This window comes from Hydrogenophaga bisanensis (genome assembly GCF_042665135.1).
Classification (GTDB): Bacteria; Pseudomonadota; Gammaproteobacteria; order Burkholderiales; family Burkholderiaceae_C; genus Hydrogenophaga; species Hydrogenophaga bisanensis.
This window is the reverse complement of sequence record NZ_JBHTBX010000005.1, coordinates 16839-38869: the sequence shown is the minus strand read 5'-3', so window position 1 is coordinate 38869 and position 22031 is coordinate 16839. Positions and strand designations below refer to the sequence as shown.

Genomic DNA, 22031 nt, shown 5'->3' with positions numbered 1-22031 from the left:
TGTTGACGGCCCGATTCTAGAAGCACCCTTTCGCAGGACAGGGGGTCAGCGTTGCCAGAAGCCTTCGTGCTCTCGGCTGGACTCTTCGATCAGGGCCGGACCGATGCAATCGATCGGGTGCGGTGAGGCGGCGAACACATCCCGGCAGGAGAGTTCGGCATCGCGCTGCTCGGGGCGTTCACCCCGGAACGCCCGCAGGCGCTGGGCATCGATACCGAAGACCACGCGACCGATGTTGCTCCAGAAGATGGCACCCGCACACATCACACACGGCTCGGCCGACGAGTACAGGGTGGCCGACGCCAGGGCTTCTCTGCTGTACCTGGGGCTGACCGCGCGGATGGCATTCACCTCGGCATGGGCGGTGCAGTCACCGGTTTCGACATTGCTGTTCCAGACCTCGGCCAGCACCGCGCCATCGGTAGCGACGATCACGGCCCCGAAAGGACGGTTGCCACGCGAGCGGGCCACGCGGGACATGGCGATGGCATGGCGCAGGTAGCGACCGTCGCGTTCGCTTAAAGGAGATTCGGTGGGCAGCTCGGCGCTCATGTTGACGTCTGTTCAAGGTGCAGGATGGGTGCGCTCACGCCAGCGGGCAAGGCATCGCAGCTGAGCCGGAAAACATGGCCCTCGGGGTCGCCGAGCACGGCCTGCCACTGGCCGTAGTAGGTGGCGTACGGGGCCTTGATCACGCGGCCGCCCAGTTCGCTCGCGCGGCCTGCGCCTTTCGTCACGGCGTCGGGAGTGTCAAGCATGAAGGTGGGGTAGCCGGTCACGGCCTGGTGGCTGGTGGGCTCAGTGATCCTGTCCTCCAGCTGAAGCAGGCGGTAGGCGGCAGGGGCATGGAAGCCGAACTGAAAGCCGGGCATTTCGATGCCGCGGTAGATGGGTGAGCGCAGGTGCAGCGCCTCGCCAACGCCCAGCAGGTGACTGTAGAAGCGCAACTGCGCCTCGATGTCCCTGCAGAACAGGTTGTGATAGAGCTTCATGGCGTTTCCTGTGCGTCGGTCAGCCGTACGTGCGCAGGTACATCTCGCGCAGATGTTCGCCGGCCGTGCAGGGTTTGAGAAGGGGCGTCTCGCCCGGGGCCAGCGTGCCGGGCACGGGTTCGATGCGCGCCAGGTAGTCGGGTTCGTAGAAGAACGGTATGGAATAGCGCGCACGGCCGGCAGAGTGCAGGTTGCGCACGCGGTGGGGGTTGGATCGGTAGAGCCCGTTGGTCCAGCGCGGGATCATGTCGCCGAGATTCACCACGAAGCTGCCGGGCAGCGGAGCCGCCTCGACCCACCGACCGTCGGGCATCTGCACTTCCAGACCACCGCAGTCGTCCTGCGCCAGCACCGTCAGCGCGCCCCAGTCGGTGTGCGCGCCGGCCCCGAAGGTGCGCTCATCGGCGTCGTCCGGATGGGCGGGATAGCGGATCATCCTCAGCGTGACCATCGGGCTGTGGCTGCTCGCGTCAAAGAAGTCCTCGGGGAGCCTCAGTGACAAGGCCATGAGCTGCATCAGGCGCCGGCACAAGCCGAGCATGGCGTGGATGTAGGCTTCGCAGCGCTCGGGGGCGTCGGGCAGCTCGACGGGCCATTGGTTGGGCCCGTAGGTCTGATAGCCCGCCAGCACGTAGGGATGGTCGGGCGCATAGTGCATGCCGCAGTAGAAGCTCTCTTTGAGGTCCGGTCGCGCCGTTGCATCCAGCGTCTGCTCGCCCAGGCGCTCGAATCCCCTCATGATGGGTGACCGCCGAATGGACAGGGCATCCTTGACCTGGTCGGGAAGATCCATCAGCGCCCGCGCCAGATCGAACTGGCCTTGCACCATTTCAGCGGGGATGCCATGACCGGTCACATAGAAGAAGCCCGATGCCAGGGCGGCGTCCCGCAGTTGTCCTGCGGCGGTGGTGGCCCCAGCTGAGCCGGGGGTCCTTGCGTCGGACAGATCGATCACCGGAATGCTCATGGCTCGTCCGTCAGGCTTTGAGTCGCCGCTTCTCGGGCGACGGCAGGAACCGGTCGGTCCAGATGTCGGCCACGGTCAGCTTGCTGTCCAGGCCGAACGCACCGATGGTTTCCTCCAGGGTGGCTTGCAGGCGTTCCGGGGTTGCGGCTCCCCAACCATGCTGACGGGTGCCGCTGGTCTTCATGGTTCCATCCACGATGAGTTGCAGGCGCTCGTACTCCAGCGTCTCGTTGGCCAGAGGCTCCCGCGCCTTGATGGCGGCGGCACCGGCTCTGGGGTCGGCGATGGCCTCGATCCAGCCGCGCGTACTGGCCAGCACGAAGGCGGCCACAGCCTCTGGGGTCTGTTGCATGGCTTTCGGGTTGGCCACGATGCCGTTTCCGTAGGATTTCAGGCCCAGATCGGCGTACTTGAAGACCCGCAGCAACTCCGGCCCCATGCCTCGCGCCTTGAGGTTGAGCAGGCCGGTGAAGAAGAAGTAGGCAGCCCCGTCAAAGTCACCTTTGGCAAACCGGGTGTCACCGATGTCGGGCGCGACGTTTTCCCACTTCACGGTGCTGGGGTCGAATCCCTGGGCCTTCGCGAAGGCAGGGAACAGTTTGCGCGAGGCGTTGAAGGGTTGTCCCAGCAGGGACTTGCCAGCCAGGTCCGCGGGCTTCTGGATCGGACCATCCCGCCGGACGATCACCGAGTTCGGATTCAGGTCGTACTGGATGGCCACCGCTTGCAGCCGGGCATCGGCGCTCTTGGTGTTGAATTCGATCATGGTACCCAGGTCGGCCGAAGCGGCGTCGTACGCGCCACCTGCCACCAGACTGATGGCGGCCGCTGAACCGTTGCCGGTGTCGATGGTCACATCCAGACCTGCCTCGCGGTAGTAGCCTCGCTGCAGCGCGAGCAGGTACCCGGCACCGGAGGCCTCAACCTTCCAGCCCAGGTTGAACTTGAACTTCTGAAGACCTCCCTGGGCCCGCACCAGGGGTGCGGCGCAAAGCAGGGAGGCGGCGCCAGCGGCGGCAACAAGGGAACGACGCTTCATGATCAGTGCTCCGAAATGACAGGCGCAAGGACGGCTGCTGCGAAACCGATGTCGGTCGGTCACGCAAGGCCACAGGCTTGGTTTCAGAGCAATTTCCCACCAGCGGTTGCCGGCTGAACGCTTCTACTCTTGACTGAGCGGACAGCAGGAAGCGTGCCAGTGTCAGGTGATGGCAGCGCGCATCACCGGATAAAGACCTGCCCCAATGTGGACGCGGATCGGTGCTCAGCCATTCCAAGGTGGCGCAGGTCGCACCATCACGGTGTGCCCAAAGATGCCGCGGCAGGCGCGTGGCCAGCTTGCCTGGCTGGTGCAGATATTGCTAAATCCGGCATGAGAGTAGAAGCGTTCAGCCGGCAGCCGCTGGTGGGAAATTGCTCTTGAAATGTTCAACACACTTTCAGGAGTCCTTTCATGACCACTGCCTCGCCCTACGTCCTCGAGGAACTGCGCAAGGAAGCCCGGATGGGCGCTGCCGGTTCGGAAACCACCGCCCGCCCGGTGCCTGTCATCGACCTGAGCGATTTCGACGCACGCCGGGACGAGATTACCGAGCAGCTCTGGCGCGCCGCCACCGAGGTCGGCTTCTTCCAGCTCAGTCACCACGGCATCCCGCTGGCGCAGGTGCGCGAGGCTTTCGCCATGAGCGAGCGCTTCTTCGCCCTGCCACGAGAGACCAAGGCACAGTGGCCGATTGCTCGCAACGCGGGCTGGGAGAGCCTGTCGCAGGTGCGCCCATCAACCGGCGTGCCCGACCAGAAGGAGAGTTACCAGATGACGCGTCCGCGCATGGCGGGCCTGTACCCGAGCGAGGCCGAGCTGCCCGGCTTCAAGGCGGCCATGCAGGCGTTTGAGGACGCGAGCTGGGCGGTCGGCATGCGGGTGCTGTCCTGCTTCGCGGACAAGCTGGGTTTCGACCGCGACTTCTTCACCCGCGCGCACGACATGGGCCGGGACACCTACCAGAGCACCCTGCGTCTGCTGCACTACTACCCCATCCCGACGGATGTGCAGGACAAGCTGGACTACGTGCGCGGCGGCGCCCACACCGATTTCAACTGCCTGACCCTGCTCTACCAGCGCGAGGGGCAGGGTGGTCTGCAGGTGTGCCCGGGCAAGGAGTTCGAAGCGCGGGCATGGACCCCGGTGCCACCCGATGAAGCGCTGATCACCTGCAACATCGGCGACATGCTCATGCGCTGGAGCGACGACCGGCTGCTGTCCAACTTCCACCGCGTGCGCAACCCGCTGCCGGGCGAGTACATGGGCGGGCGCTACAGCATCGCGTTTTTCTGCCAGGCCAACACCGATGCGGTGATTGCTTCGCCCAGTGGCAAGTACCCGCCCATCACCGCGGGCGACTACCTGGCCGAGCGCATGAAAGCCAACTACCAGAAGAAGTACTGACCCGTCAGCGCCGCGACCAGAAGTCTTTGTGCGGTGCCACCATCTCGGCCTCCAGCGCCGGGATGGGGCCGATCACCTCGATGGCTTTCTGACCGCGTGCGAGCAATTCACGGCAGGGCAAAGCGAGTGTGGGGTTCTCGGCGTGGTTGCCGGTGAGGGCCAGCAAGGCCTCTTCGCTGGCCCCGTAGACGATGCGGCCGATATTGGCCCAGTACACCGTGCCGGCGCACATGGCGCAGGGCTCGAAGGTGGTGACCAGGGTGCAGCCCCACAGGAAGTCGGCCGGGTAGTTGAGTGCTGCCGTGCGCGCCAGCGTGGCCTCGGCATGGTGCACAGTGTCGATGTTGCCCTGCTCGGCCAGCACCGTCTCCCCATCGGGCGCCACCAGCAGCGCACCGAACGGATGCCGTCCCATGCGCATCGCGCGCAGGGCCACGGCGTTGGCACGGCGCAAGTGGCGCGCGATCTGGTCGTCGGTCATGAGCCTTGCGATCCGCGGTGCGCCCAGCCGGTGGTGTGCTTCTCGATCCAGCTGAACAGTTCGTACATGACCATGGCCATGATCCCCACCACCAGCAGCCCGCTGAAGGCCAGCCCCATCTGCATGGAGCTGCCGGCGGAGATCAGCAGATAACCGATGCCCTCGTTGGCGGCCGTCATCTCCGAGACCGTGGTGCCCACGAAAGCCAGCGTGATGGCCACTTTCAATGATCCGTAGAAGTAGGGGAGGGAGCGCGGCAGACCGACCTTGACCAGCACATCCCAGCGCTTGGCACCGAGCACGCGCAGCACATCTTCCAGTTCGGGCTCGAGCGTGGCCAGGCCGGTGGCGATGTTGACCATGATCGGGAAAAAGCTGATCAGGAAGGCGGTCAGGATGGCCGGGCCGACGCCAATGCCGAACCACACCACCAGGATGGGCACGAAGGCCGCCTTGGGCAGGGCGTTGAAGGCCGTCATCAACGGGTAGATGGCCGCATAGGCAATGCGCGAGGAGCCGATCAGGAAGCCCAGCAGCACGCCCACCACGATCGCAACACCAAAGCCCGCCATGGTCACCCAGAAAGTGCGCCAGGCGTGCCCCAGGATCACCATCTTGTGCTCCATGGTCTGTTCCCAGATCCGCGAGGGGCTGGGGAAGATGAATTCGGACACGCCGAAGCCGCTGGTGATCACCTCCCAGACGACGACGATCGCGAGCAGCAGCAGCAAGGGAGACCAGCGTTCCAGCTGTTTTCGTTTCATGGTGAACCTCACTGTTGGATGACGGCGCCGGCCTTGCGCATGGCACCGATGTGGCCGCGCAACTCATGAACGATGTCGGTGAACTCGGGGGTGTAGGTCACTTCCAGATCGCGGGTGCGAGGGATCGGGATTTCGCGCCGGACGACGAAGCGGCCCGGGCTCTTGCTCATGCAGTAGACCGTGTCGGCCAGGAACACGCTCTCGCGCAGGTCGTGCGTGACCAGGATGACGTTGAACCGCTGGGCCTCCCAGAGGTCGCGCAAGGTGCACCACAGCTCCTCTCGGGTGAACGCATCGAGGGCCCCGAAAGGTTCGTCGAGCAGCAGCATCTTGGGTTCATGGATCAACGCGCGGCAGATGCTGGCGCGCTGCTGCATGCCGCCGGAGAGTTCCCAGGGGTATTTCTTCTCCATGCCGCCCAGTCCGACGCTGGCCAGCAGCTTTTTTGCCCGTTCCTCGAACTCCTTGCGCCGGTCCTTGAACTGGCTGCGGAAGGGCTCCACGATCTCCAGCGGCAACAGTACGTTGTCCAGCGTGGTGCGCCAGGGCAGCAGGGAGGGCGCCTGAAAGGCCATGCCCGAGATCTTCAGAGGACCGTTGACCGGTTGGCCGTCGATGGTGATTTTGCCCATGCTGGGCATCTTCAGCCCGGTGGTGAGCTTCATGAAGGTGGATTTGCCGCAGCCCGATGGTCCGACGATGGCAATGAACTCGCCCTGCCGAACCTTCAGGTTGATGTCCTCGACCGCGAAGATGTTCTTGGCCAGCAGGTCGTCGTTGTAGGCCAGCCAGACGCCGTCGAAGTCGACGAAGGCCTTGTCGTTGGAGATGGCATCGGTCATGTTGGGTCCTGAAAAAAGGCCAGCTGCCGTGGCAGCTGGCCCAGGCCAGTTGAACTGGCGCGAGGCCGGATCACTTCCTGGCGGGCGGCAGGATGTTCAGATCGGCAGCCGGCGGCAGCATGGACGGGTTCCACACCGCATTCGGATCAATGCGGGTCTTGGTGCCGAAGGCGTCCGACACTTGGGAAGCCATCAACGCCAGGCGGGCAGGTACGGCCTGGCCAAAGCCCTCCTTGCGGGCGTCGGGGCTGGCGACCACGGCATCGATGGCCATCTGCAGGCGCCGGGTTTCCAGCGCCACGTTGATGATGCCGTCACGCGCTTTGACCGTTTCGATGCTGGCGGCGGGGTTCGCCATGACTTCCCTGGCCCCCTTGGCGAACGCAGCAAGGAATGCCTTGATGGCAGCCGGGTTCTCCTTGATCAGCTTGGGGCTGGCGATGATGGCGTTGCCATACAGTTTGACCCCGTGCTCGGCGTAGGGAAAGACGACCACGTCCGCAGGCTTGGCCCCACGTGCTTCCAGGTTCAGCAGCGAGGTGAACGAGAAACCCGTGATCGCGTCGATGTCGCCACGCACCAGCATGGTTTCACGCAGCGGCGGGTCCATGGCCGTCCAGGCCACGTTGCCCACATTGTTGGCTTTCTGGAAGATGGGGAACGCCTTGCGGCCGGCATCGAACACGGGGGCCCCCAGTTTCTTGCCCGTGAGGTCACCGACCTTGGTGATGCCACTCTTCTTGAGGGCCAGCACCGCCGCTGGGGTGTTGTTGTAGACCATCATCACGGCCACCGGCTTGTTGGGCGCATCCGGGTTGTTGGCGTGGAACTCCATCAGCGCGGCCATGTCGGCAAAGCCCATGTCGTAGGTGCCCGAGGCGACACGGGTGACGGTGCCGCCCGAGCCGTTGCCCGCATCGATGGTCACATCCAGACCGGCCGCTTTGTAGTAACCCTTCGCCGCCGACTGCAGGAACAGGGCGGCGGGACCCTCGAAGCGCCAGTCCAGCTGGAACTTCAGGGCGGTCTGTGCCTGCGCGGCTCCGAAGGCAGCGGTCGCGGCCAGGGCGGCGGCGGTCTTGAGAAAGTGTCGCTTGTGCATGTGATCTCCGTGCGGGTGGAAGGCTGCGGTGGCAGACGTGTCTGAAGGTTCAGCAAGATCAGTGCCAGATGAGCACGGGGGTCAGGGTCACATTGAACACAGTAACTGTATACAAGATGACGCTTTTCCTGGCCAATGTCTTGGTGCTCGGGCATCGATATGGTGCACGCAGACCAGGCTCGCACCAATCGGGGGCGACCCGGGGTATCGGGGGTATCCGCAACGAAAAGAAGGCCCACTGGGGGCCTTCTTTCGGTGAACTGTCGCCGCTTCAGTGCGCGTCGGCTTGCCTGGCGGCCACGATGACCGCCTGCTCATCGGCCTTGCCGCCGTTGAAATACAGGTTCAGCAGCACCGCGCTGATCGACGCAAGCAGGATGCCCGACTCGATCAGCGGGTGGATGGCATGGGGCATCCACTGTTTGAAGTTGGGCGCGATCAGCGGAATCATGCCCATGCCGATCGAGACCGCGACGATGAAGAGGTTGTTGCGGTTGTGGCGATAGTCCACGCCAGCCAGGATGCGGATGCCGGTGGCGGCCACCATGCCGAACATCACCAGGCCTGCACCGCCCAGCACGAAGGTGGGCAGGGATTCGACCAGGGCCGCCATCTTGGGCAGCAGACCCAGCACGATCAGGATCACGCCACCGGCCACACACACGAAGCGGCTCTTGACGCCGGTGACGCCCACCAGCCCCACGTTTTGCGAAAAGCTGGTGTACGGAAAGGTGTTGAAGATGCCGCCAATCAGCGTCCCCATACCGTCGGTGCGGAGGCCGGCGGTCAGGGCCTTCTGGTCGACCTTGCGGTCGGTCATCTCGCCCAGCGCCAGGAACATGCCGGTCGATTCGATCATGACCACGATCATGACCAGCGTCATGGTCACGATCAAGATTGGGTCGAAGATCGGGCGGGCAATTTCAAAGGGCAGCACCAGGTCAAACCAGTTGGCCTTGGCCACTTTCTCAAAGCCCATCATGCCGGCGGCCGTGGCGATGACGCCACCGATGACGATGCCCAGCAGCACCGAGATGTTGCCCACAAAGCCGCGGGCGTATTTGGCGATCAGCAGGATGGAGCACAGCACGATGGCGGCAATGCCGATGTGCGACAGCTGAGCGTACTTGGGGTTGGGCACCGAACCCACGATGGCCATGCCCTGGGGCACCGGCGGCACACTGCCGTTGGCTGCAGCTTGCTTGGCGGCTTCCAGCCAGGCCAGGTGCTCCGGGTTGGGTACCGAGGGGGCGGTCGGGCCGAAGGGGTTGCCGAAGATCCAGTTGATGCCGATCCTCATCAGGCTGATCCCGATGACGGCAATGATGGTGCCGGTCACGACCGGTGGAAAGAAGCGCAGCATGCGGCTGACCAGTGGCGCGATGAGTATCGAGATCACACCCGCCCCGATGATGGAGCCAAAGATCAGGCCCGTGCCGTCTGTTCCCGGATGGCTGTTCGCCATGGCTACCATGGGGGCCACGGAAGCGAAGGTCACCCCCATCATGACCGGCAACCTGATGCCGAACCACTGGGTGGCCCCCAGCGACTGGATCAGGGTGACGATGCCGCAGCAAAACAGGTCGGCCGAAATCAGCATGGCCACCTGCTCCGGGCTGAGCTTGAGCGCCCGGCCGACGATGAGCGGGACAGCCACCGCGCCGGCATACATCACCAGCACATGCTGCAGGCCCAGCGCGGCCAGCTTGCCGTGGGGCAGGCGCTCGTCGACAGGGTGAACATCAGGGCTCATGGTCGTCTCCTGGGGGCACTTACCCCTCAATCGCATGCAAAACTGTATACAGATTATGTGTACATTGAAATGGACGAGCGATGGGGTTTACCCGCAGGACGAAGGCTGCCGGACACAAAAAAGGGGCGCCGAAGCGCCCCTGGGCTGCCGCACGGTTGGTCCCCGTCAGGCCCGTTGGCTGGCGGCCGCCAGGGCCGTCATGTTCAACACGCGGCGAACGGTGGCCGCTGGCGTCAGGATGTACGCGGTCCGGTTCACCCCCATGAGCACAGGCCCCACCGTCACCCCGCCACTGGCCAGGGTCTTGAGCACGTTGTAGAGGATGTTGGCCGCATCCACGTTGGGACAGACCAGCAGATTCGCCGATCCGCTCAGGGTGGAATCGCCCAGGTAGGCGCTGCGGATCTCGGGCTGCAGCGCCGCATCGCCATGCAGCTCCCCGTCGCATTCGATGTCCGGGTGGGCCGCCACGAAGATGTCGCGGGCAGCGCGCATCTTCTTCGCCGAAGCGCGCTTGGACGACCCGAAGCTGGAATGCGACAGGAACGCCACCTTGGGCGGCAGTCCGAAGCGCTGCACTTCCTGGGCCGCCATCCACGCGATCTCGGCCAGTTGCTCGGCGCTGGGATCCTCATTGACGTAGGTATCGGCAATGAACAAGGGACCACGATCGGTCATCAGCGCGTTGACGGCGGCGTAGTTGCTCACGCCGGCCTGCTTGCCCAGGATGCTGTCGATGCGTTCCAGGTGCGTGGCGTAGGTGCCCACCAGGCCGCAGATCAGCGCATCGGCATCGCCCAGCGAAACCATCAGCGAACCGATGATGGTGTTGGAGCGGCGTACGGCGGCCTTGGCCACCTCGGGCGTCGCGCCGTGGCGTTTCATGAGGCCGTGGTAGTGCTCCCAGTACTGGCGGAATCGCGGGTCGTCCTCGGGGTTGACGTTCTCCACGTCCACGCCCAGGCGGATGCGCAGACCGGCCTTCTGGATGCGGGCATTGATCACCGCCGGGCGGCCGATCAGGATTGGCGTGGCAATGCCTTCATCGATCGCCATCTGGGCCGCCCGCAGCGCGCGCTCGTCCTCACCATCGGCATAGGCCACGCGCTTCTTGCCGGCGGGGATGGACTTGGCGGCATTGAAGATCGGCCGCATCAGGATGCCGGTCTGCGTCACGAAGCGCGAGAGCGACTCCTTGTACGCCTCCATGTCGGTGATGGGGCGGGTGGCCACACCGGAATCGGCTGCCGCCTGTGCCACCGCCGGCGCGATCTTGAGGATCAGGCGCGTGTCGAAGGGCTTGGGAATCAGGTACTCGGGGCCGAAGGTCAGTTCCTGGCCCACATAGGCGGCGGCCACCTCGTCGCTGATCTCGCTCTTGGCCAGATCGGCGATCTGGCGCACGCAGGCCAGCTTCATTTCCTCGGTGATCTTGGTGGCGCCGCAGTCCAGCGCGCCGCGGAAGATGTACGGGAAGCACAGGACGTTGTTGACCTGGTTGGGGTAGTCGGAACGGCCGGTGGCGATGATGCAGTCCGGCCGGGCTACCTTGGCCAGCTCGGGGCGGATTTCGGGCTCCGGATTGGCCAGGGCCAGGATGATGGGCTTGTCGGCCATGGTCTTGACCATGTCCACTGTCAGCACGCCTGGGGCCGAACAGCCCAGGAACACGTCGGCGCCGTTGACCGCGTCGGCCAGCGTGCGAGCGGTCGTTGTCTGGCAATAGCGTTGTTTGGAGGCGTCGAGCTTGCCGGCCTTGGCGTCCTCGCGCTCGCTGTGGATCACGCCCTTGGAGTCGCAGACCAGGATGTTGGCGGGATTGACACCCAGACCCACCATCACGTCCAGGCATGCGATGGCGGCTGCGCCCGCGCCCGAGACGGCCACCTTCACCTGGCCGATGTCCTTGCCCACCAGCTCCAGCCCGTTGAGCAGGGCCGCACTGGAGATGATGGCGGTGCCATGCTGGTCATCGTGGAAGACCGGGATGTTCATGCGCTCGCGCAGCTTCTTCTCGATGTAGAAGCACTCGGGCGCCTTGATGTCTTCCAGGTTGATGCCGCCCAGCGTCGGCTCCAGCGAGGCAATGATCTCGACCAGCTTGTCGGGGTCGCGCTCGGCCAGTTCGATGTCGAACACGTCGATGCCGGCGAACTTCTTGAACAGGCAGCCCTTGCCCTCCATCACCGGCTTGCCGGCCAGCGGGCCGATGTCGCCCAGGCCCAGCACCGCGGTGCCGTTGGTGATGACACCGACCAGGTTGCCGCGGCTGGTGTACTCGGCGGCCAGGGTGGGGTCGGCCTGGATGGCCAGGCAGGGGTAGGCGACCCCAGGCGAGTACGCCAGCGACAGGTCGCGCTGGTTCGACAGGGGCTTCGTCGGGTTGACGGTGATCTTGCCCTTGGCGGGCGAGCGGTGGTATTCGAGTGCGGCGTCGCGCAGGGCTTGTTCAGCGGGGGTCATGTGGTCTCCAGGGTCCGGTCCGCCCGCAGGGGCGGGCGAACATTGTGACACGGCGGACCGGAACGTCAGGTACCCCGGATAACCGGCACCGCAGGGGGGCGGCGCTCAGTGCGCAGCCAGCAGGTCCAGCAGCGTGCGTGCCACGACCTTGGTGGCGCGGCGCAGATCTTCGAGCACCAGATTTTCGTCGGCGCGCTTGGCATTCGATTCGCGCACGGTACGCGGACCGGCGCCATAGATCACGCCCGGGATACCGCGCTCGACATACAGGCGCACGTCGGTGTAGAGCGGGGTACCCACGGCAGGGATGGGCTCGCCGAACAGCTCCTGCCCGTGCTTCTGGATGGCTTGCACCAGGGGTGCGTTGCCGGCCAGCGGCTTCATGGCGCGGGCCAGCAGCATGCGCTTGACCTCGACACGGATGGCCTTGCCGCCCCGCGGCGGATGGAAGCTGGCCGCGGCCTGCTCGATCGTGCGGCGCAAGGAGGCCTCCACTTCGGCCGGATCTTCCTCGGGGATCATGCGTCGGTCGAGCTTGAGCACCACCTTGCCCGGGATCACGTTGGTGTTGGTGCCGCCCTGGATCAGACCGACGTTCAGGTAGGGATGGGTAATGCCTTCTACGTTCGAGGTCACCTTCAGGTAGTCGGCATTGAGCGCGTAGAGCGCGTTGAGGATGTGGGTGGCTCCCTGCAGGGCGTCGGTGCCGCTGTCGGGAATGGCGGCGTGCGACATGTCGCCATGCACCGTCACTTCCAGCTGCAGGCAGCCGTTGTGCGCCACCACCACCTGATAGCTGAAGCCGGCGGCGATCATCAGATCGGGCTTGGTCAGGCCCTTGTCCAGCAGCCAGCCGGGGCCAACCTCGCCGCCGAATTCCTCGTCATAGGTGACGTGCAGTTCGACGCCACCCTTGAGCGGCGCAGCCAGCGATTCGAGGGCCCGGATGGCGTAGGTGAAGCTGGCGATGTCGCACTTGCTCACCGCCGCGGCGCGGCCATAGATCCTGCCGTCCGCAACCTCGCCACCGTAGGGGTCGTGTGTCCAGCCCTCGCCGGGCGGCACCACATCGCCGTGGGCGTTGAGGGCGATGGTTTTGCCACCGTCGCCATAGCGGCGGCGCACGATCAGGTTGGTGATGGTTTCCAGCCCGGCGGCCTTGACCTCGGCGTCCGGCACGGCGTGCTTCTCCGCGGGCAGGCCCATCGCGGCCAGCAGTTCGGCGGTGCGCTCTGCGTGCGGCGCGTTGTTGCCGGGCGGTGTGTCGGTGGGCACGCGGATGAGTTCCTGCAGGAACTGCACTTCCTCGTCAAAGTGGGCGTCGATCCAGGCGTCGAGTTGCTGATGTGGGTTGGTCATGTCGGTGTTCAGGCGGTTGCCTGTGTGAGTTGTTGCAGCACATGGTCGAAGGCCTTGACGGCCAAGTCCATGTCGTCGGCGGTGGTCGATTCCAGAGGGTTGTGACTGATGCCGCTGTTCTCGCCGCGCACGAACAGCATGGCCTGCGGCATGACTTCGTGCAGCTTCATCGCGTCGTGCCCGGCACCGCTGGGCATGCGGTGGATCGGCACACCGAGCGCGGTGGCGGCGGCTTCCCATCGCGCCTGCCATTCGGGGGCGCTGGGCGCAGCGGCGGCGCGCATGGTTTCTTCAAGCGTGTAGCGCACGCCGCGGCGTTCGCAGATCTCGCTGAGTTTTGCCAGCACGTCGCGCACCACCGCGTCGCGCTGCTCGTCGATGGGCGCGCGAATGTCCAGGCTGAACTTGCAGGCGCCGGGAACCACGTTGATCGAGCCGCTGGGCACCTGCAGCATGCCGACGGTGGCCACCGAGTCACCGTCCTGCGCGGCGCGCTCTTCTGCGAACAGAATCAGCTCGGCCACCGCGGCCGCGGCGTCGCGGCGCCGGTCCATGGGTGTGGTGCCGGCGTGGCTGGCCATGCCGATGACTTCGCCCACATAGCGAACGCTGCCGTTGATGCTGGTGACGATGCCCAGCGGCAGGTTCAGCTCGTTGAGCACCGGGCCCTGCTCGATGTGCACCTCGATGAAGCCCAGGTACTGCGTGGGGTCGCGCTGCAGTTTGGGAATGTCGTCGATGCACAGGCCGGCGTGCTGCATGGCCTCACGCATGGTGATGCCGTCGGCGTCCTTCTGGTCGAGCCAAGTCGGGTCGAAGTGGCCGGTGAGTGCACCGGAGCCGAGGAAGGTGGCCTTGTAGCGCTGGCCTTCCTCTTCGGCAAAGGCCACCAGCTCGATGCCGAAGGGCAGGCGCTTCCCGGCGGCGTGCAGCTTCTGCACGCAGGCCATGGGCACGAAGATGCCCAGCCGTCCGTCGTACTTGCCGCCGTTGCGCACGGTGTCGAAGTGACTGCCGGTGATCAGGTACCTGGCGCCGGGTGTGGCAGGGTGGTAGCGGCCGACCACGTTGCCCACGGCGTCGATCTCGATCTCGTCGAAGCCGCAGTCCTTCATCCAGTGGCTGATGCGCTGGGCGCAGGCGCGGTGTGCGTCGGTCAGGTAAGTGACGGTGAGCTGGCCCTTCTCCACATAGCCCGGGTCGCTGTGCTGCGCCAGCGCTTCCTGCCAGTCCCACACGCGCTGGCCATCGACGGGCTCAAAGCCGAACTTGTCGTTCAGGCGGATCTCCGCGATGCGGTGGATGTTGCGCAAGCATTCGGCGCGCTCGAAGTCCGGGTGACCGTGCAGGCGGCGCTCGAAGGCCTCGATGATCTGCGCCTTGGTGAGCCCCGTGCCGCGCGGGCCGCGCACCGCCAGGATGAAGGGAAAGCCGAACTTGGCGTTGTAGGCCGCATTCAATTGCTGGATGTGCGCGAACTCTTCGGGTGTGCAGTTGGTCAGGCCTGCCTTGGTCTGCTCGTTGGTCGATTCGGCGGTGAGGGTCTTGCTCACCATGGCCTTGCCGGCCAGCTCCGGGTGTGCGCGGATCAGCGCCAGCTGCGGCTCCACGCCAGCCTCGTCGAGCACGAGTGTCATCGCATGCTTGAGTTGCGCCAGCGAGGCAAACGGTCGCTGCGCGAGGGCGCGCTCGGCGATCCAGGGCGAATGCTCGTACAGGCCGTCGAGCATCTGCAGCGCCTCGGGCAGGGGCGCAGCGTTCAGTTGGTCCAAAGTCAATGGCATGTCGTTGGCCTCAGGCAGGGTTCAGCGGGTGCGTGGCCTTCCAGTGCCGCGCGATGTCCAGGCGGCGCGCCACCCAGACCTTGTCGTGCGACTGGATGTGGTCGAGGAAGCGTTGCAGTGCGGTGATGCGGCCCGGGCGGCCGAGCAGGCGACAGTGCATGCCGATGCTCATCATCTTGGGCCGGTCCAGTCCGTTCGGGTCACCCTCGGCGTAGAGCGCGTCGAAGGCGTCCTTCATGTACTGGAAGAACGGATCGGCGTGCGAATAGCCCTGCGGCAGCGCGAAGCGCATGTCGTTGCAGTCCAGCGTGTAGGGCACGATGAGCTGGTGGGTGTCACTGCCGTCGGTCTTGCGCACCTTCATCCAGAAGGGCAGGTCGTCGCCGTAGTAGTCGCTGTCGTATTCGAAACCGCCATAGTCGGCCACCAGGCGGCGGGTGTTGGGGCTGTCTCGGCCGGTGTACCAGCCCAGCGCGCGTTCGCCCGTGAGGTCCTGGATGATCTGCATGGCCTCGGCCATGTGGGCGCGCTCGGTGGCCTCGTCGATGTTCTGGTAGTGGATCCACTTCAACCCGTGGCAGGCGATGTCGTGACCGAGTTCCTTGAAGGCCGCTGTCAGCTCAGGGTGCTTCTGCAGGGCCGTCGACACGCCGAACACGGTCAGCGGCAGATCGCGTCGCTCGAACTCGCGCAGCAGGCGCCACACGCCGGCGCGTGAGCCGTATTCGTAGATGCCCTCCATGCTGATGTGGCGGGCCTCGAAGGCGGCGGGGTTGAACATCTCCGAGAGGAACTGCTCGCTGGCCTGGTCGCCGTGCAGCACGGAGTTCTCTCCGCCTTCCTCGTAGTTGAGGACGAACTGCACCGCGATGCGGGCGCCGCCCGGCCAGCGGGCATGGGGTACGTCGCGGCCGTAGCCGATCAGGTCGCGCGGATAGGGGGCGGTCGAGTCGTAGATCATGGGATATCGCTCAGGAGGACAGGGCCATCGACAGGTCGTTGGTGGGCAGCTTGCGGTCGAAGGTCAGTCCGGCTTCGACGTGCGCCAGGTGCTCGTCCATCAGGCGCACGGCCAGGCCCTCGTCGCGCGCGGCCAGGGCCCTGACGATCTCCGCGTGCTCCTCGTTCGAATGCTCGGCGGCGGTGGTGCTCTGGTACATCAGGGTGATCAGGGCGCAACGGGAAATCAGCTCGCGCAGCAGTTCGGCCAGCACCTGATTGCCCATGAGTTCGGCCATGCGCACGTGGAAGTCGCCAAGCAGCTCGGTGCGTCCGGGCACGTCCTGGTTGTCGACCGCTTTCTTCTCCTGGGCCACGTGGTCCCGCAGCGCCTTGATCTTCGCCGGGGTGACCTGACGCACGAATGCCCGGGTCATCTCGGTTTCGAGCATGCGCCGGACAGCGAACACCTGTTTGGCTTCGTCCACCGACGGGGCGGCCACAAAGGCACCGCGCGCCGGCTCCAGACGGATGAGCCGGTTCTGTGCGAGCTGGAACAAGGCCTGGCGGACAAGGGTCCTCGACACGCCGAAGTGGTCGGCCAGCTTCTGCTCGGCCAGCTTGGTGCCCGGGTGCAGCCGGTGCTCGACGATGGCCCGGGTCAGCGATTCAACAATGTGGTTGGTGCTGGACGTTTCCATGCGGGTCATCATATCCAGAAAAACAAAAAGTGTATACACTTTCGGTCGACCAACCTGAAAGGATCAGCCATGGGCCTCAGCACCCACGTTCTGGACACCATGCACGGCTGCCCGGCCGCCGGCATGACCGTCGAGCTCTACACCACCCAAGGCGCACAGGCGACCCTGGTCAAACGCTTTGAGCTCAACCACGACGGTCGCAACCCGGACGGACCACTCTACGACAACGAAAGCCTCAAGGTCGGCACCTACCGCCTGGTCTTCGATGTGCAGGGCTACTTCGCGCGCACGGGTGTCAGTCTGCCGGAACCCAACTTCCTCAACCGGGTGTCGATCGACTTCGGGGTGGCGCACGCGGACCAGCACTACCACGTGCCCTTGCTGGTCAGCCCCTGGAGCTATTCCACCTACCGCGGCAGCTGACCGCCGCCGGGATTGCCCACGAAAAAGCCCGCACAGGGCGGGCTTCTCCGGAGGTCGCGGGCGTGTTCAGCGCGAGCGCTGGCCTTCGGTGAGGGTGTCCAGCTGAAAACGGCCGCTCTTGTCCCACAGCCAGGTGTCCGTGTACACCACGCCACCCAGTCTGATCGGAGCCGGGTAGGGCGCAGCGGCCATGACCGTGCGCTCGATCTCGGCCTTGGCCCCCGGGTGACTCGGCGGACGCATCCAGTTCATGGCCAGCACTTCACCCCGGCGTCCGATGTGCAACTGCATGGTGCCCACGCCCTGAAGCAGGGGTGGCATCCGGCCCTTGAAAATCCGGTGGCTGTTCTTGCTGTAGATGTGGCGTGCGCCGTCCTGACGGTAGTCGCGGGGGCTGACGGCATGAGAAACGATCTCCGGCTCCGGTTCCGGTGCCTTCGCCACCGGCGGCGGGGGCGCCACATCGACCACCGGAGCTGGCGGCGGCGGGGGAGATGCGCAAGAAGCAAGCAGAACGGCGGTGGCCGCGCCAAGAATGGCACGCCATCCGGAAAAGAGGCGAAGGGTGGTCATGGTGCTGCGGTCTCCGTGAGTCCGGGCGGGATCAGGACGTGGCGTGAATGGTAACGCCTGTACCCAACAGGCCTGGGGCATGGGAAATCTCTTATAAAGTTTATGGCGTAACCCGATGCTCCCGCAATCGTGCGGACGAAGATACTGCCTCACATGGCTGAACGGTTACGCATGCATACATCTGGCATGGCCAAAACACCACACCCGGACCTCTTGCTCGGCCATCTGCTGGACACCCTCCCACTGGACCCCGCCATACTGGTGACGGTCGGACGCACCTGGGGATCGGTCCCCAGGGAAGCGGGTACCTGGATGGCGGTGACCGACCGGGAAGTCATCGGCACCATTGGCGGCGGGCATCTGGAGTGGGATGCGATCCGCCTGGCCCGCGAAACCCTCGCCAGCGGCGCGTCGTCGCCCGTGGTCCGCCAGATTGCCCTTGGGCCCTCGCTGGGACAGTGCTGCGGCGGGCGGGTTGAACTCATCTGGGAGGCGGTCGGTGCGGCGGATGCCGCGAGACTGGGCCGGCAACTGGCCTCGCCGCTGCAGCCGTTGGCCCTGTTTGGCGGCGGTCATGTGGGGCAGGCGCTGGTCCAGGCGTTGGGGCCGCTGCCTTACGCGGTGCACTGGATCGACAGCCGGGATGGTGTGTTTCCCCCGGCGCTGTCCGCTCTCGTGCGTGCCGAGCACTCCGATCCGGTGCACGCGGCGGTGGACAAGCTCGATGCGGGCAGCCATGTGCTGGTGATGAGTTTTTCCCATGCCGAGGACCTGGACATCGTGGCGGCTTGCCTGCGGCGACAGCGTCACCGGGCCGATCTGGGGTTCATCGGGCTGATCGGCAGCCGCACCAAATGGGCGCGATTCGGGCACCGGCTCCAGGCCATGGGCTTCTCTGAACAGGAGCTGTCCCGCGTGACCTGTCCGATCGGGGTCCCGGGCATTCATGGCAAGGCGCCTGCCGTGATTGCGGCCTCGGTGGTGGCGCAATTGTTGCTTGTCGACAGCATGCCTGGTCCGTCGTGCGGTGTTCGGCCTGAGGGTTAACCACCATCCGGTTGTCGCCAAAAACTGTATACACTTTGCGTCATCAGGTCGCAGCGGTGCAGCGTCGTGTCCATCGGACAGGTGCTCGAACGCGGCCCTCAATCGGCTCAGAGCGCCCGCGGTGGTGAGCCGGCAACATCGACGGTTCTTCCGTCCACGTCTTGAGGTGCCATGGAAACCTACCTGCTCGATTGGGCCAATCTGCTGCTGCGCTGGCTTCACGTCATTGTGGCCATTGCCTGGATCGGTTCTTCCTTCTACTTCGTCTTCCTCGACAGCAGCCTCACCCCGCCGGTGGACGAGCAGTTGAAGAAAGATGGTGTCTCCGGCGAGCTCTGGGCCGTGCATGGCGGGGGCTTCTACCACCCGGTCAAGTTCAACGTCTCGCCGCCCAAGCTGCCTGAGCATCTGCACTGGTTCTACTGGGAAAGCTATTCCACCTGGCTGTCGGGATTTGCGCTGTTCCTGGTGTCCTACCTCTGGAGCCCGAGTGTCTACCTGATCGACCCCAATGTGATGTCCTGGTCGCCCGCTGGCGCCATCGCAGCGGCACTGGCCTTCCTGGTGGTTTTCTGGCTGCTCTACGACGGCATCTGCCGAACCCTGGGCCAGACCGAGAACGGCGATGCCAAGGTGGGCGCCGCGGTGCTGGTGCTGGTCTGCATCGCAGCCTACGCCGCCACGCAGATGTTCGCCGGTCGCGCGGCCTTCCTGCTGGTGGGTGCCATGCTGGCCACCGCCATGAGCGCCAACGTGTTCTTCTGGATCATTCCCGGCCAGCGCACCGTGGTGGCCGACCTCAAGGCTGGCCGTCCGGTCGATCCGATCCACGGCAAGCGCGGCAAGCAGCGCAGCGTGCACAACACCTACTTCACGCTGCCGGTGCTGTTTGCCATGCTCAGCAACCATTACAGCTTCACCTACGCGCACGAATACAACTGGGTGTTCCTGATCGCCATCATGTTCGCGGGTGCGGCCATCCGCCAGTTCTTTGTGATGCGACATGGCCACAAGCTCGGCCGCAACCCGCATCCCTGGAAGTACGCCGCCGTCGGCGTGGTGGTGCTGCTGGGCCTGATCGTCTGGCTCAAGCCCGCGCCCGTGGCCACGGCGGCCGTGCCCGAGAACATGGGTTATGCCCAGCTCAAACCGGTGGTCGAGCAGCGCTGCGTGATGTGCCACGGCGAAGCGCTGCAGAGCAAGGGCGTGCGCCTGGACTCGCCCGATGAGCTGAAGAAGCATGCACAGACGGTGTACCAGCAGGTTGTGGTGAGCAAGCTCATGCCACTGAACAACGCCACCGGCCTGACCGAAGACGAAAGGGCGTTGTTCGCGCAGTGGTTCAAGACCGGTGCGCGGGTGGACTGAACCTTCCTGCGCTACTCTCGGGGTTTGACAACGCACAGGAGAACCCCGATGAAAACCCGCGCAGCCGTGGCCTGGAAGGCTGGTGAACCCCTGACCATCGAAACCGTCGATCTGCAGGGCCCGAAATTGGGTGAGGTGCTGGTCGAGATCAAGGCCACCGGCATCTGCCACACCGACTACTACACCCTCTCCGGCGCCGATCCTGAAGGGCTGTTTCCCGCCATCCTGGGCCATGAGGGCGCGGGCATCGTGGTGGACGTCGGACCCGGCGTGACCTCGCTCAAGAAGGGTGATCACGTCATTCCGCTCTACACGCCCGAGTGCCGACAGTGCAAGTTTTGCCTGAGCCGCAAGACCAACCTGTGTCAGCTCATCCGCGGCACGCAGGGCAAGGGGCTGATGCCCGACGCCACCAGCCGCTTCTCCATCGACGGCCAGCCCATCCTGCACTACATGGGTACGTCCACCTTCAGCAACTACACGGTGGTGCCGGAGATCGCGCTGGCCAAGATCCGCGAGGACGCGCCGTTTGACAAGGTCTGCTACATCGGCTGCGGCGTCACCACCGGCATCGGCGCGGTGCTGTTCACCGCCAAGGTGGAGGCGGGCGCCAACGTGGTGGTGTTCGGCCTGGGCGGCATCGGCCTGAACGTGATCCAGGGCGCACGAATGGTGGGGGCCGACAAGATCATCGGCATCGACCTCAACCCCGAACGCGAGGCCATGGCGCGCAAGTTCGGCATGACGCACTTCCTCAACCCGAAGGATCATGAAAACATCGTGGACGCCGTCGTCCAGCTCACCGACGGCGGCGCCGACTACTCCTTCGAGTGCATCGGCAACACCAAGGTGATGCGCCAGGCGCTGGAGTGCACCCACAAGGGCTGGGGCCGCAGCATCATCATCGGTGTGGCCGAAGCCGGCGCCGAGATCAGCACCCGCCCGTTCCAGTTGGTCACCGGCCGCAAGTGGGAGGGCTCGGCCTTCGGCGGCGCGCGCGGCCGCACCGACGTGCCGAAGATCGTGGACTGGTACATGGACGGCAAGATCGACATCGACAGCCTGATCACGCACAAGCTCAAGCTCGACGACATCAACGAGGGCTTCGCGCTGATGAAGCGCGGCGAGTCCATTCGCAGCGTGGTGGAGTTCTGAGCATGGCATTGGAACGCCTGGAACTGATCAGCGAGCACGGCTGCTTTGGCGGCGTGCAGCGCTTCTACAAGCACTTCAACGTCAACCAGATTGGCCTGCCCATGCGCTTCGCGCTGTTCCTGCCGCCGCAAGCGCTGGCCGGACAGCCAGTGCCGCTGCTGACCTACCTGGCCGGCCTGACTTGCACCGAGGAGACGGCCGCCATGAAGGCCGGTGCCCAGCGACTGGCCGCGCAGCTCGGCCTGGCGCTGCTGTTTCCGGACACCAGTCCGCGCAACAGCGGCATTGACGGTGAGGACCATCACTGGGATTTCGGGGTGGGGGCCGGCTTCTATCTGGATGCCACCGAGCACCCGTGGGCGGGCCACTGGCAGATGGAGAGCTACCTGCTGCAGGACCTGATCCCCGGGGTGGTGAGCGAGTTCGGTCTGGATGGTCAGCGCCTGGGCATCACCGGCCATTCCATGGGGGGGCATGGTGCGCTGACCCTGGCACTGCGACACCCCGGGATGTTCCGCAGCCTGTCGGCCTTCGCACCGATCTGCGCGCCGACCCGCTGCCCCTGGGGCCGGAAAGCCTTTCTGGGCTATCTGGGGCAGGACGAAACCGCCTGGACCTCACACGACGCCAGCCTGCTGATGGCCGGGCAATCTTCCGCACCGTATCCCGGCGGGATCCTCGTCGACCAGGGCTTGGCCGACAAATTCCTGGCGGAACAGCTGTACCCCGAGGCGCTGGAGGCGGCCTGCGCGCAGGTCGGTCAGCCCCTGGCGCTGCGCCGACACGCCGGGTACGACCATGGCTACTACTTCGTGGCCAGTTTCATCGACGATCATCTCCGGCATCACGCCCAGGCCCTGGGGGCCTGAGCG

General features: G+C 65.2%; 21 protein-coding genes. 6 read left to right on the top strand and 15 right to left on the bottom strand.

Annotation, left to right across the window (positions count from 1 at the left end; all coding sequences use genetic code 11):
* Positions 1 to 45: 45 nt before the first annotated feature.
* Genes ACFQNJ_RS08685 through ACFQNJ_RS08670 form a run of 4 tightly spaced genes read right to left on the bottom strand, consistent with a single transcriptional unit; the run spans position 46 to position 2998 of the window.
* Positions 46 to 552, bottom strand: coding sequence for a nucleoside deaminase (locus ACFQNJ_RS08685; protein WP_382256129.1), 507 nt, complete (start codon positions 550 to 552; stop codon positions 46 to 48).
* Complete coding sequence (locus ACFQNJ_RS08680; protein WP_382256126.1) at positions 549 to 992, bottom strand: VOC family protein; 444 nt, start codon at positions 990 to 992, stop codon at positions 549 to 551. Before ACFQNJ_RS08680 ends, ACFQNJ_RS08685 begins: the two co-directional genes overlap by 4 nt.
* A 19-nt stretch (positions 993 to 1011) precedes the next feature.
* Positions 1012 to 1959, bottom strand: a complete 948-nt coding sequence (locus ACFQNJ_RS08675; protein ID WP_382256124.1) for an isopenicillin N synthase family dioxygenase — start codon at positions 1957 to 1959, stop codon at positions 1012 to 1014.
* A 10-nt stretch (positions 1960 to 1969) separates the two neighbouring features.
* Positions 1970 to 2998, bottom strand: coding sequence for an ABC transporter substrate-binding protein (locus ACFQNJ_RS08670; RefSeq protein WP_382256121.1), 1029 nt, complete (start codon positions 2996 to 2998; stop codon positions 1970 to 1972).
* 414 nt (positions 2999 to 3412) lie between these two features.
* Here ACFQNJ_RS08670 and ACFQNJ_RS08665 point away from each other — a divergent pair, with 414 nt between their 5' ends.
* The gene (locus ACFQNJ_RS08665) at positions 3413 to 4405 is read left to right on the top strand and encodes an isopenicillin N synthase family dioxygenase (RefSeq protein ID WP_382256119.1); all 993 of its coding nucleotides are present in this window, start codon (positions 3413 to 3415) and stop codon (positions 4403 to 4405) included.
* A 4-nt stretch (positions 4406 to 4409) separates the two neighbouring features.
* On the opposite strand, the gene ACFQNJ_RS08660 is transcribed toward ACFQNJ_RS08665, so the two are convergent.
* The 10 genes from ACFQNJ_RS08660 to ACFQNJ_RS08615 form a co-directional block, all read right to left on the bottom strand.
* Positions 4410 to 4886, bottom strand: coding sequence for a nucleoside deaminase (locus ACFQNJ_RS08660; protein ID WP_382256116.1), 477 nt, complete (start codon positions 4884 to 4886; stop codon positions 4410 to 4412).
* Positions 4883 to 5650 (bottom strand): ABC transporter permease, encoded by a 768-nt coding sequence (locus ACFQNJ_RS08655; protein WP_382256113.1) that lies wholly within the window; start codon positions 5648 to 5650, stop codon positions 4883 to 4885. The genes ACFQNJ_RS08660 and ACFQNJ_RS08655 overlap by 4 nt, the downstream gene beginning before the upstream one ends.
* Positions 5651 to 5658: 8 nt before the next feature.
* Positions 5659 to 6492, bottom strand: coding sequence for an ABC transporter ATP-binding protein (locus ACFQNJ_RS08650; RefSeq protein WP_374643421.1), 834 nt, complete (start codon positions 6490 to 6492; stop codon positions 5659 to 5661).
* Between the two features lie 70 nt (positions 6493 to 6562).
* The gene (locus tag ACFQNJ_RS08645) at positions 6563 to 7594 is read right to left on the bottom strand and encodes an ABC transporter substrate-binding protein (protein WP_382256110.1); all 1032 of its coding nucleotides are present in this window, start codon (positions 7592 to 7594) and stop codon (positions 6563 to 6565) included.
* A gap of 271 nt (positions 7595 to 7865) precedes the next feature.
* Positions 7866 to 9347: a nucleobase:cation symporter-2 family protein gene (locus tag ACFQNJ_RS08640; protein WP_382256108.1), complete on the bottom strand. Its 1482-nt coding sequence runs from the start codon at positions 9345 to 9347 to the stop codon at positions 7866 to 7868.
* Positions 9348 to 9512: 165 nt separating this feature from the next.
* A complete protein-coding gene (locus ACFQNJ_RS08635) occupies positions 9513 to 11810 on the bottom strand; it encodes an NADP-dependent malic enzyme (protein ID WP_382256105.1) in 2298 nt (765 codons plus the stop codon).
* A 105-nt stretch (positions 11811 to 11915) separates the two neighbouring features.
* Positions 11916 to 13169: a M20 family metallopeptidase gene (locus tag ACFQNJ_RS08630; protein WP_382256103.1), complete on the bottom strand. Its 1254-nt coding sequence runs from the start codon at positions 13167 to 13169 to the stop codon at positions 11916 to 11918.
* A gap of 8 nt (positions 13170 to 13177) precedes the next feature.
* The gene (gene uraD, locus ACFQNJ_RS08625; protein WP_382256100.1) at positions 13178 to 14953 is read right to left on the bottom strand and encodes a 2-oxo-4-hydroxy-4-carboxy-5-ureidoimidazoline decarboxylase; all 1776 of its coding nucleotides are present in this window, start codon (positions 14951 to 14953) and stop codon (positions 13178 to 13180) included.
* 10 nt (positions 14954 to 14963) lie between these two features.
* Entirely contained in the window at positions 14964 to 15914 is a 951-nt protein-coding gene (gene puuE / locus ACFQNJ_RS08620) for an allantoinase PuuE (RefSeq protein ID WP_382256097.1), read from the bottom strand.
* Positions 15915 to 15924: 10 nt separating this feature from the next.
* Entirely contained in the window at positions 15925 to 16602 is a 678-nt protein-coding gene (locus ACFQNJ_RS08615; protein WP_382256095.1) for a GntR family transcriptional regulator, read from the bottom strand.
* A 60-nt stretch (positions 16603 to 16662) separates the two neighbouring features.
* On the opposite strand from ACFQNJ_RS08615, the gene uraH reads away from it, so the two are divergent.
* The gene (gene uraH / locus ACFQNJ_RS08610) at positions 16663 to 17016 is read left to right on the top strand and encodes a hydroxyisourate hydrolase (RefSeq protein ID WP_374643409.1); all 354 of its coding nucleotides are present in this window, start codon (positions 16663 to 16665) and stop codon (positions 17014 to 17016) included.
* Between the two features lie 66 nt (positions 17017 to 17082).
* Here the strand turns inward: uraH and ACFQNJ_RS08605 are convergent, their stop codons facing one another.
* Complete coding sequence (locus ACFQNJ_RS08605; RefSeq protein WP_382256092.1) at positions 17083 to 17589, bottom strand: hypothetical protein; 507 nt, start codon at positions 17587 to 17589, stop codon at positions 17083 to 17085.
* 186 nt (positions 17590 to 17775) lie between these two features.
* Here ACFQNJ_RS08605 and xdhC point away from each other — a divergent pair, with 186 nt between their 5' ends.
* The 4 genes from xdhC to fghA all read left to right on the top strand — a co-directional run bounded on the left by xdhC (position 17776) and on the right by fghA (position 22028).
* Entirely contained in the window at positions 17776 to 18636 is an 861-nt protein-coding gene (gene xdhC, locus ACFQNJ_RS08600) for a xanthine dehydrogenase accessory protein XdhC (RefSeq protein ID WP_382256089.1), read from the top strand.
* 171 nt (positions 18637 to 18807) lie between these two features.
* Positions 18808 to 20004 carry a urate hydroxylase PuuD gene (locus ACFQNJ_RS08595; protein ID WP_382256087.1) on the top strand — a complete coding sequence of 399 codons (1197 nt, stop codon included), beginning with the start codon at positions 18808 to 18810 and terminating at the stop codon, positions 20002 to 20004.
* A 48-nt stretch (positions 20005 to 20052) separates the two neighbouring features.
* Entirely contained in the window at positions 20053 to 21159 is a 1107-nt protein-coding gene (locus tag ACFQNJ_RS08590) for an S-(hydroxymethyl)glutathione dehydrogenase/class III alcohol dehydrogenase (RefSeq protein WP_382256085.1), read from the top strand.
* Positions 21160 to 21161: 2 nt separating this feature from the next.
* Positions 21162 to 22028, top strand: coding sequence for an S-formylglutathione hydrolase (fghA, locus tag ACFQNJ_RS08585; protein WP_374643472.1), 867 nt, complete (start codon positions 21162 to 21164; stop codon positions 22026 to 22028).
* Positions 22029 to 22031: the final 3 nt, after the last annotated feature.

Excerpts from the sequence above, each read along its gene's own strand:
- uraD (WP_382256100.1), bottom strand. The coding sequence starts at position 14,953 with ATGCCATTGACTTTGGACCAACTGAACGCTGCGCCCCTGCCCGAGGCG.
- ACFQNJ_RS08665 (WP_382256119.1), top strand. The coding sequence starts at position 3,413 with ATGACCACTGCCTCGCCCTACGTCCTCGAGGAACTGCGCAAGGAAGCC.
- ACFQNJ_RS08640 (WP_382256108.1), bottom strand. The coding sequence starts at position 9,347 with ATGAGCCCTGATGTTCACCCTGTCGACGAGCGCCTGCCCCACGGCAAG.
- ACFQNJ_RS08605 (WP_382256092.1), bottom strand. The coding sequence starts at position 17,589 with ATGACCACCCTTCGCCTCTTTTCCGGATGGCGTGCCATTCTTGGCGCG.
- puuE (WP_382256097.1), bottom strand. The coding sequence starts at position 15,914 with ATGATCTACGACTCGACCGCCCCCTATCCGCGCGACCTGATCGGCTAC.
- xdhC (WP_382256089.1), top strand. The coding sequence starts at position 17,776 with ATGGCCAAAACACCACACCCGGACCTCTTGCTCGGCCATCTGCTGGAC.
- ACFQNJ_RS08630 (WP_382256103.1), bottom strand. The coding sequence starts at position 13,169 with ATGACCAACCCACATCAGCAACTCGACGCCTGGATCGACGCCCACTTT.
- ACFQNJ_RS08615 (WP_382256095.1), bottom strand. The coding sequence starts at position 16,602 with ATGACCCGCATGGAAACGTCCAGCACCAACCACATTGTTGAATCGCTG.
- ACFQNJ_RS08670 (WP_382256121.1), bottom strand. The coding sequence starts at position 2,998 with ATGAAGCGTCGTTCCCTTGTTGCCGCCGCTGGCGCCGCCTCCCTGCTT.
- ACFQNJ_RS08650 (WP_374643421.1), bottom strand. The coding sequence starts at position 6,492 with ATGACCGATGCCATCTCCAACGACAAGGCCTTCGTCGACTTCGACGGC.
- ACFQNJ_RS08685 (WP_382256129.1), bottom strand. The coding sequence starts at position 552 with ATGAGCGCCGAGCTGCCCACCGAATCTCCTTTAAGCGAACGCGACGGT.
- uraH (WP_374643409.1), top strand. The coding sequence starts at position 16,663 with ATGGGCCTCAGCACCCACGTTCTGGACACCATGCACGGCTGCCCGGCC.
- ACFQNJ_RS08590 (WP_382256085.1), top strand. The coding sequence starts at position 20,053 with ATGAAAACCCGCGCAGCCGTGGCCTGGAAGGCTGGTGAACCCCTGACC.
- ACFQNJ_RS08645 (WP_382256110.1), bottom strand. The coding sequence starts at position 7,594 with ATGCACAAGCGACACTTTCTCAAGACCGCCGCCGCCCTGGCCGCGACC.
- ACFQNJ_RS08680 (WP_382256126.1), bottom strand. The coding sequence starts at position 992 with ATGAAGCTCTATCACAACCTGTTCTGCAGGGACATCGAGGCGCAGTTG.
- ACFQNJ_RS08660 (WP_382256116.1), bottom strand. The coding sequence starts at position 4,886 with ATGACCGACGACCAGATCGCGCGCCACTTGCGCCGTGCCAACGCCGTG.
- fghA (WP_374643472.1), top strand. The coding sequence starts at position 21,162 with ATGGCATTGGAACGCCTGGAACTGATCAGCGAGCACGGCTGCTTTGGC.
- ACFQNJ_RS08595 (WP_382256087.1), top strand. The coding sequence starts at position 18,808 with ATGGAAACCTACCTGCTCGATTGGGCCAATCTGCTGCTGCGCTGGCTT.
- ACFQNJ_RS08675 (WP_382256124.1), bottom strand. The coding sequence starts at position 1,959 with ATGAGCATTCCGGTGATCGATCTGTCCGACGCAAGGACCCCCGGCTCA.
- ACFQNJ_RS08655 (WP_382256113.1), bottom strand. The coding sequence starts at position 5,650 with ATGAAACGAAAACAGCTGGAACGCTGGTCTCCCTTGCTGCTGCTGCTC.
- ACFQNJ_RS08635 (WP_382256105.1), bottom strand. The coding sequence starts at position 11,810 with ATGACCCCCGCTGAACAAGCCCTGCGCGACGCCGCACTCGAATACCAC.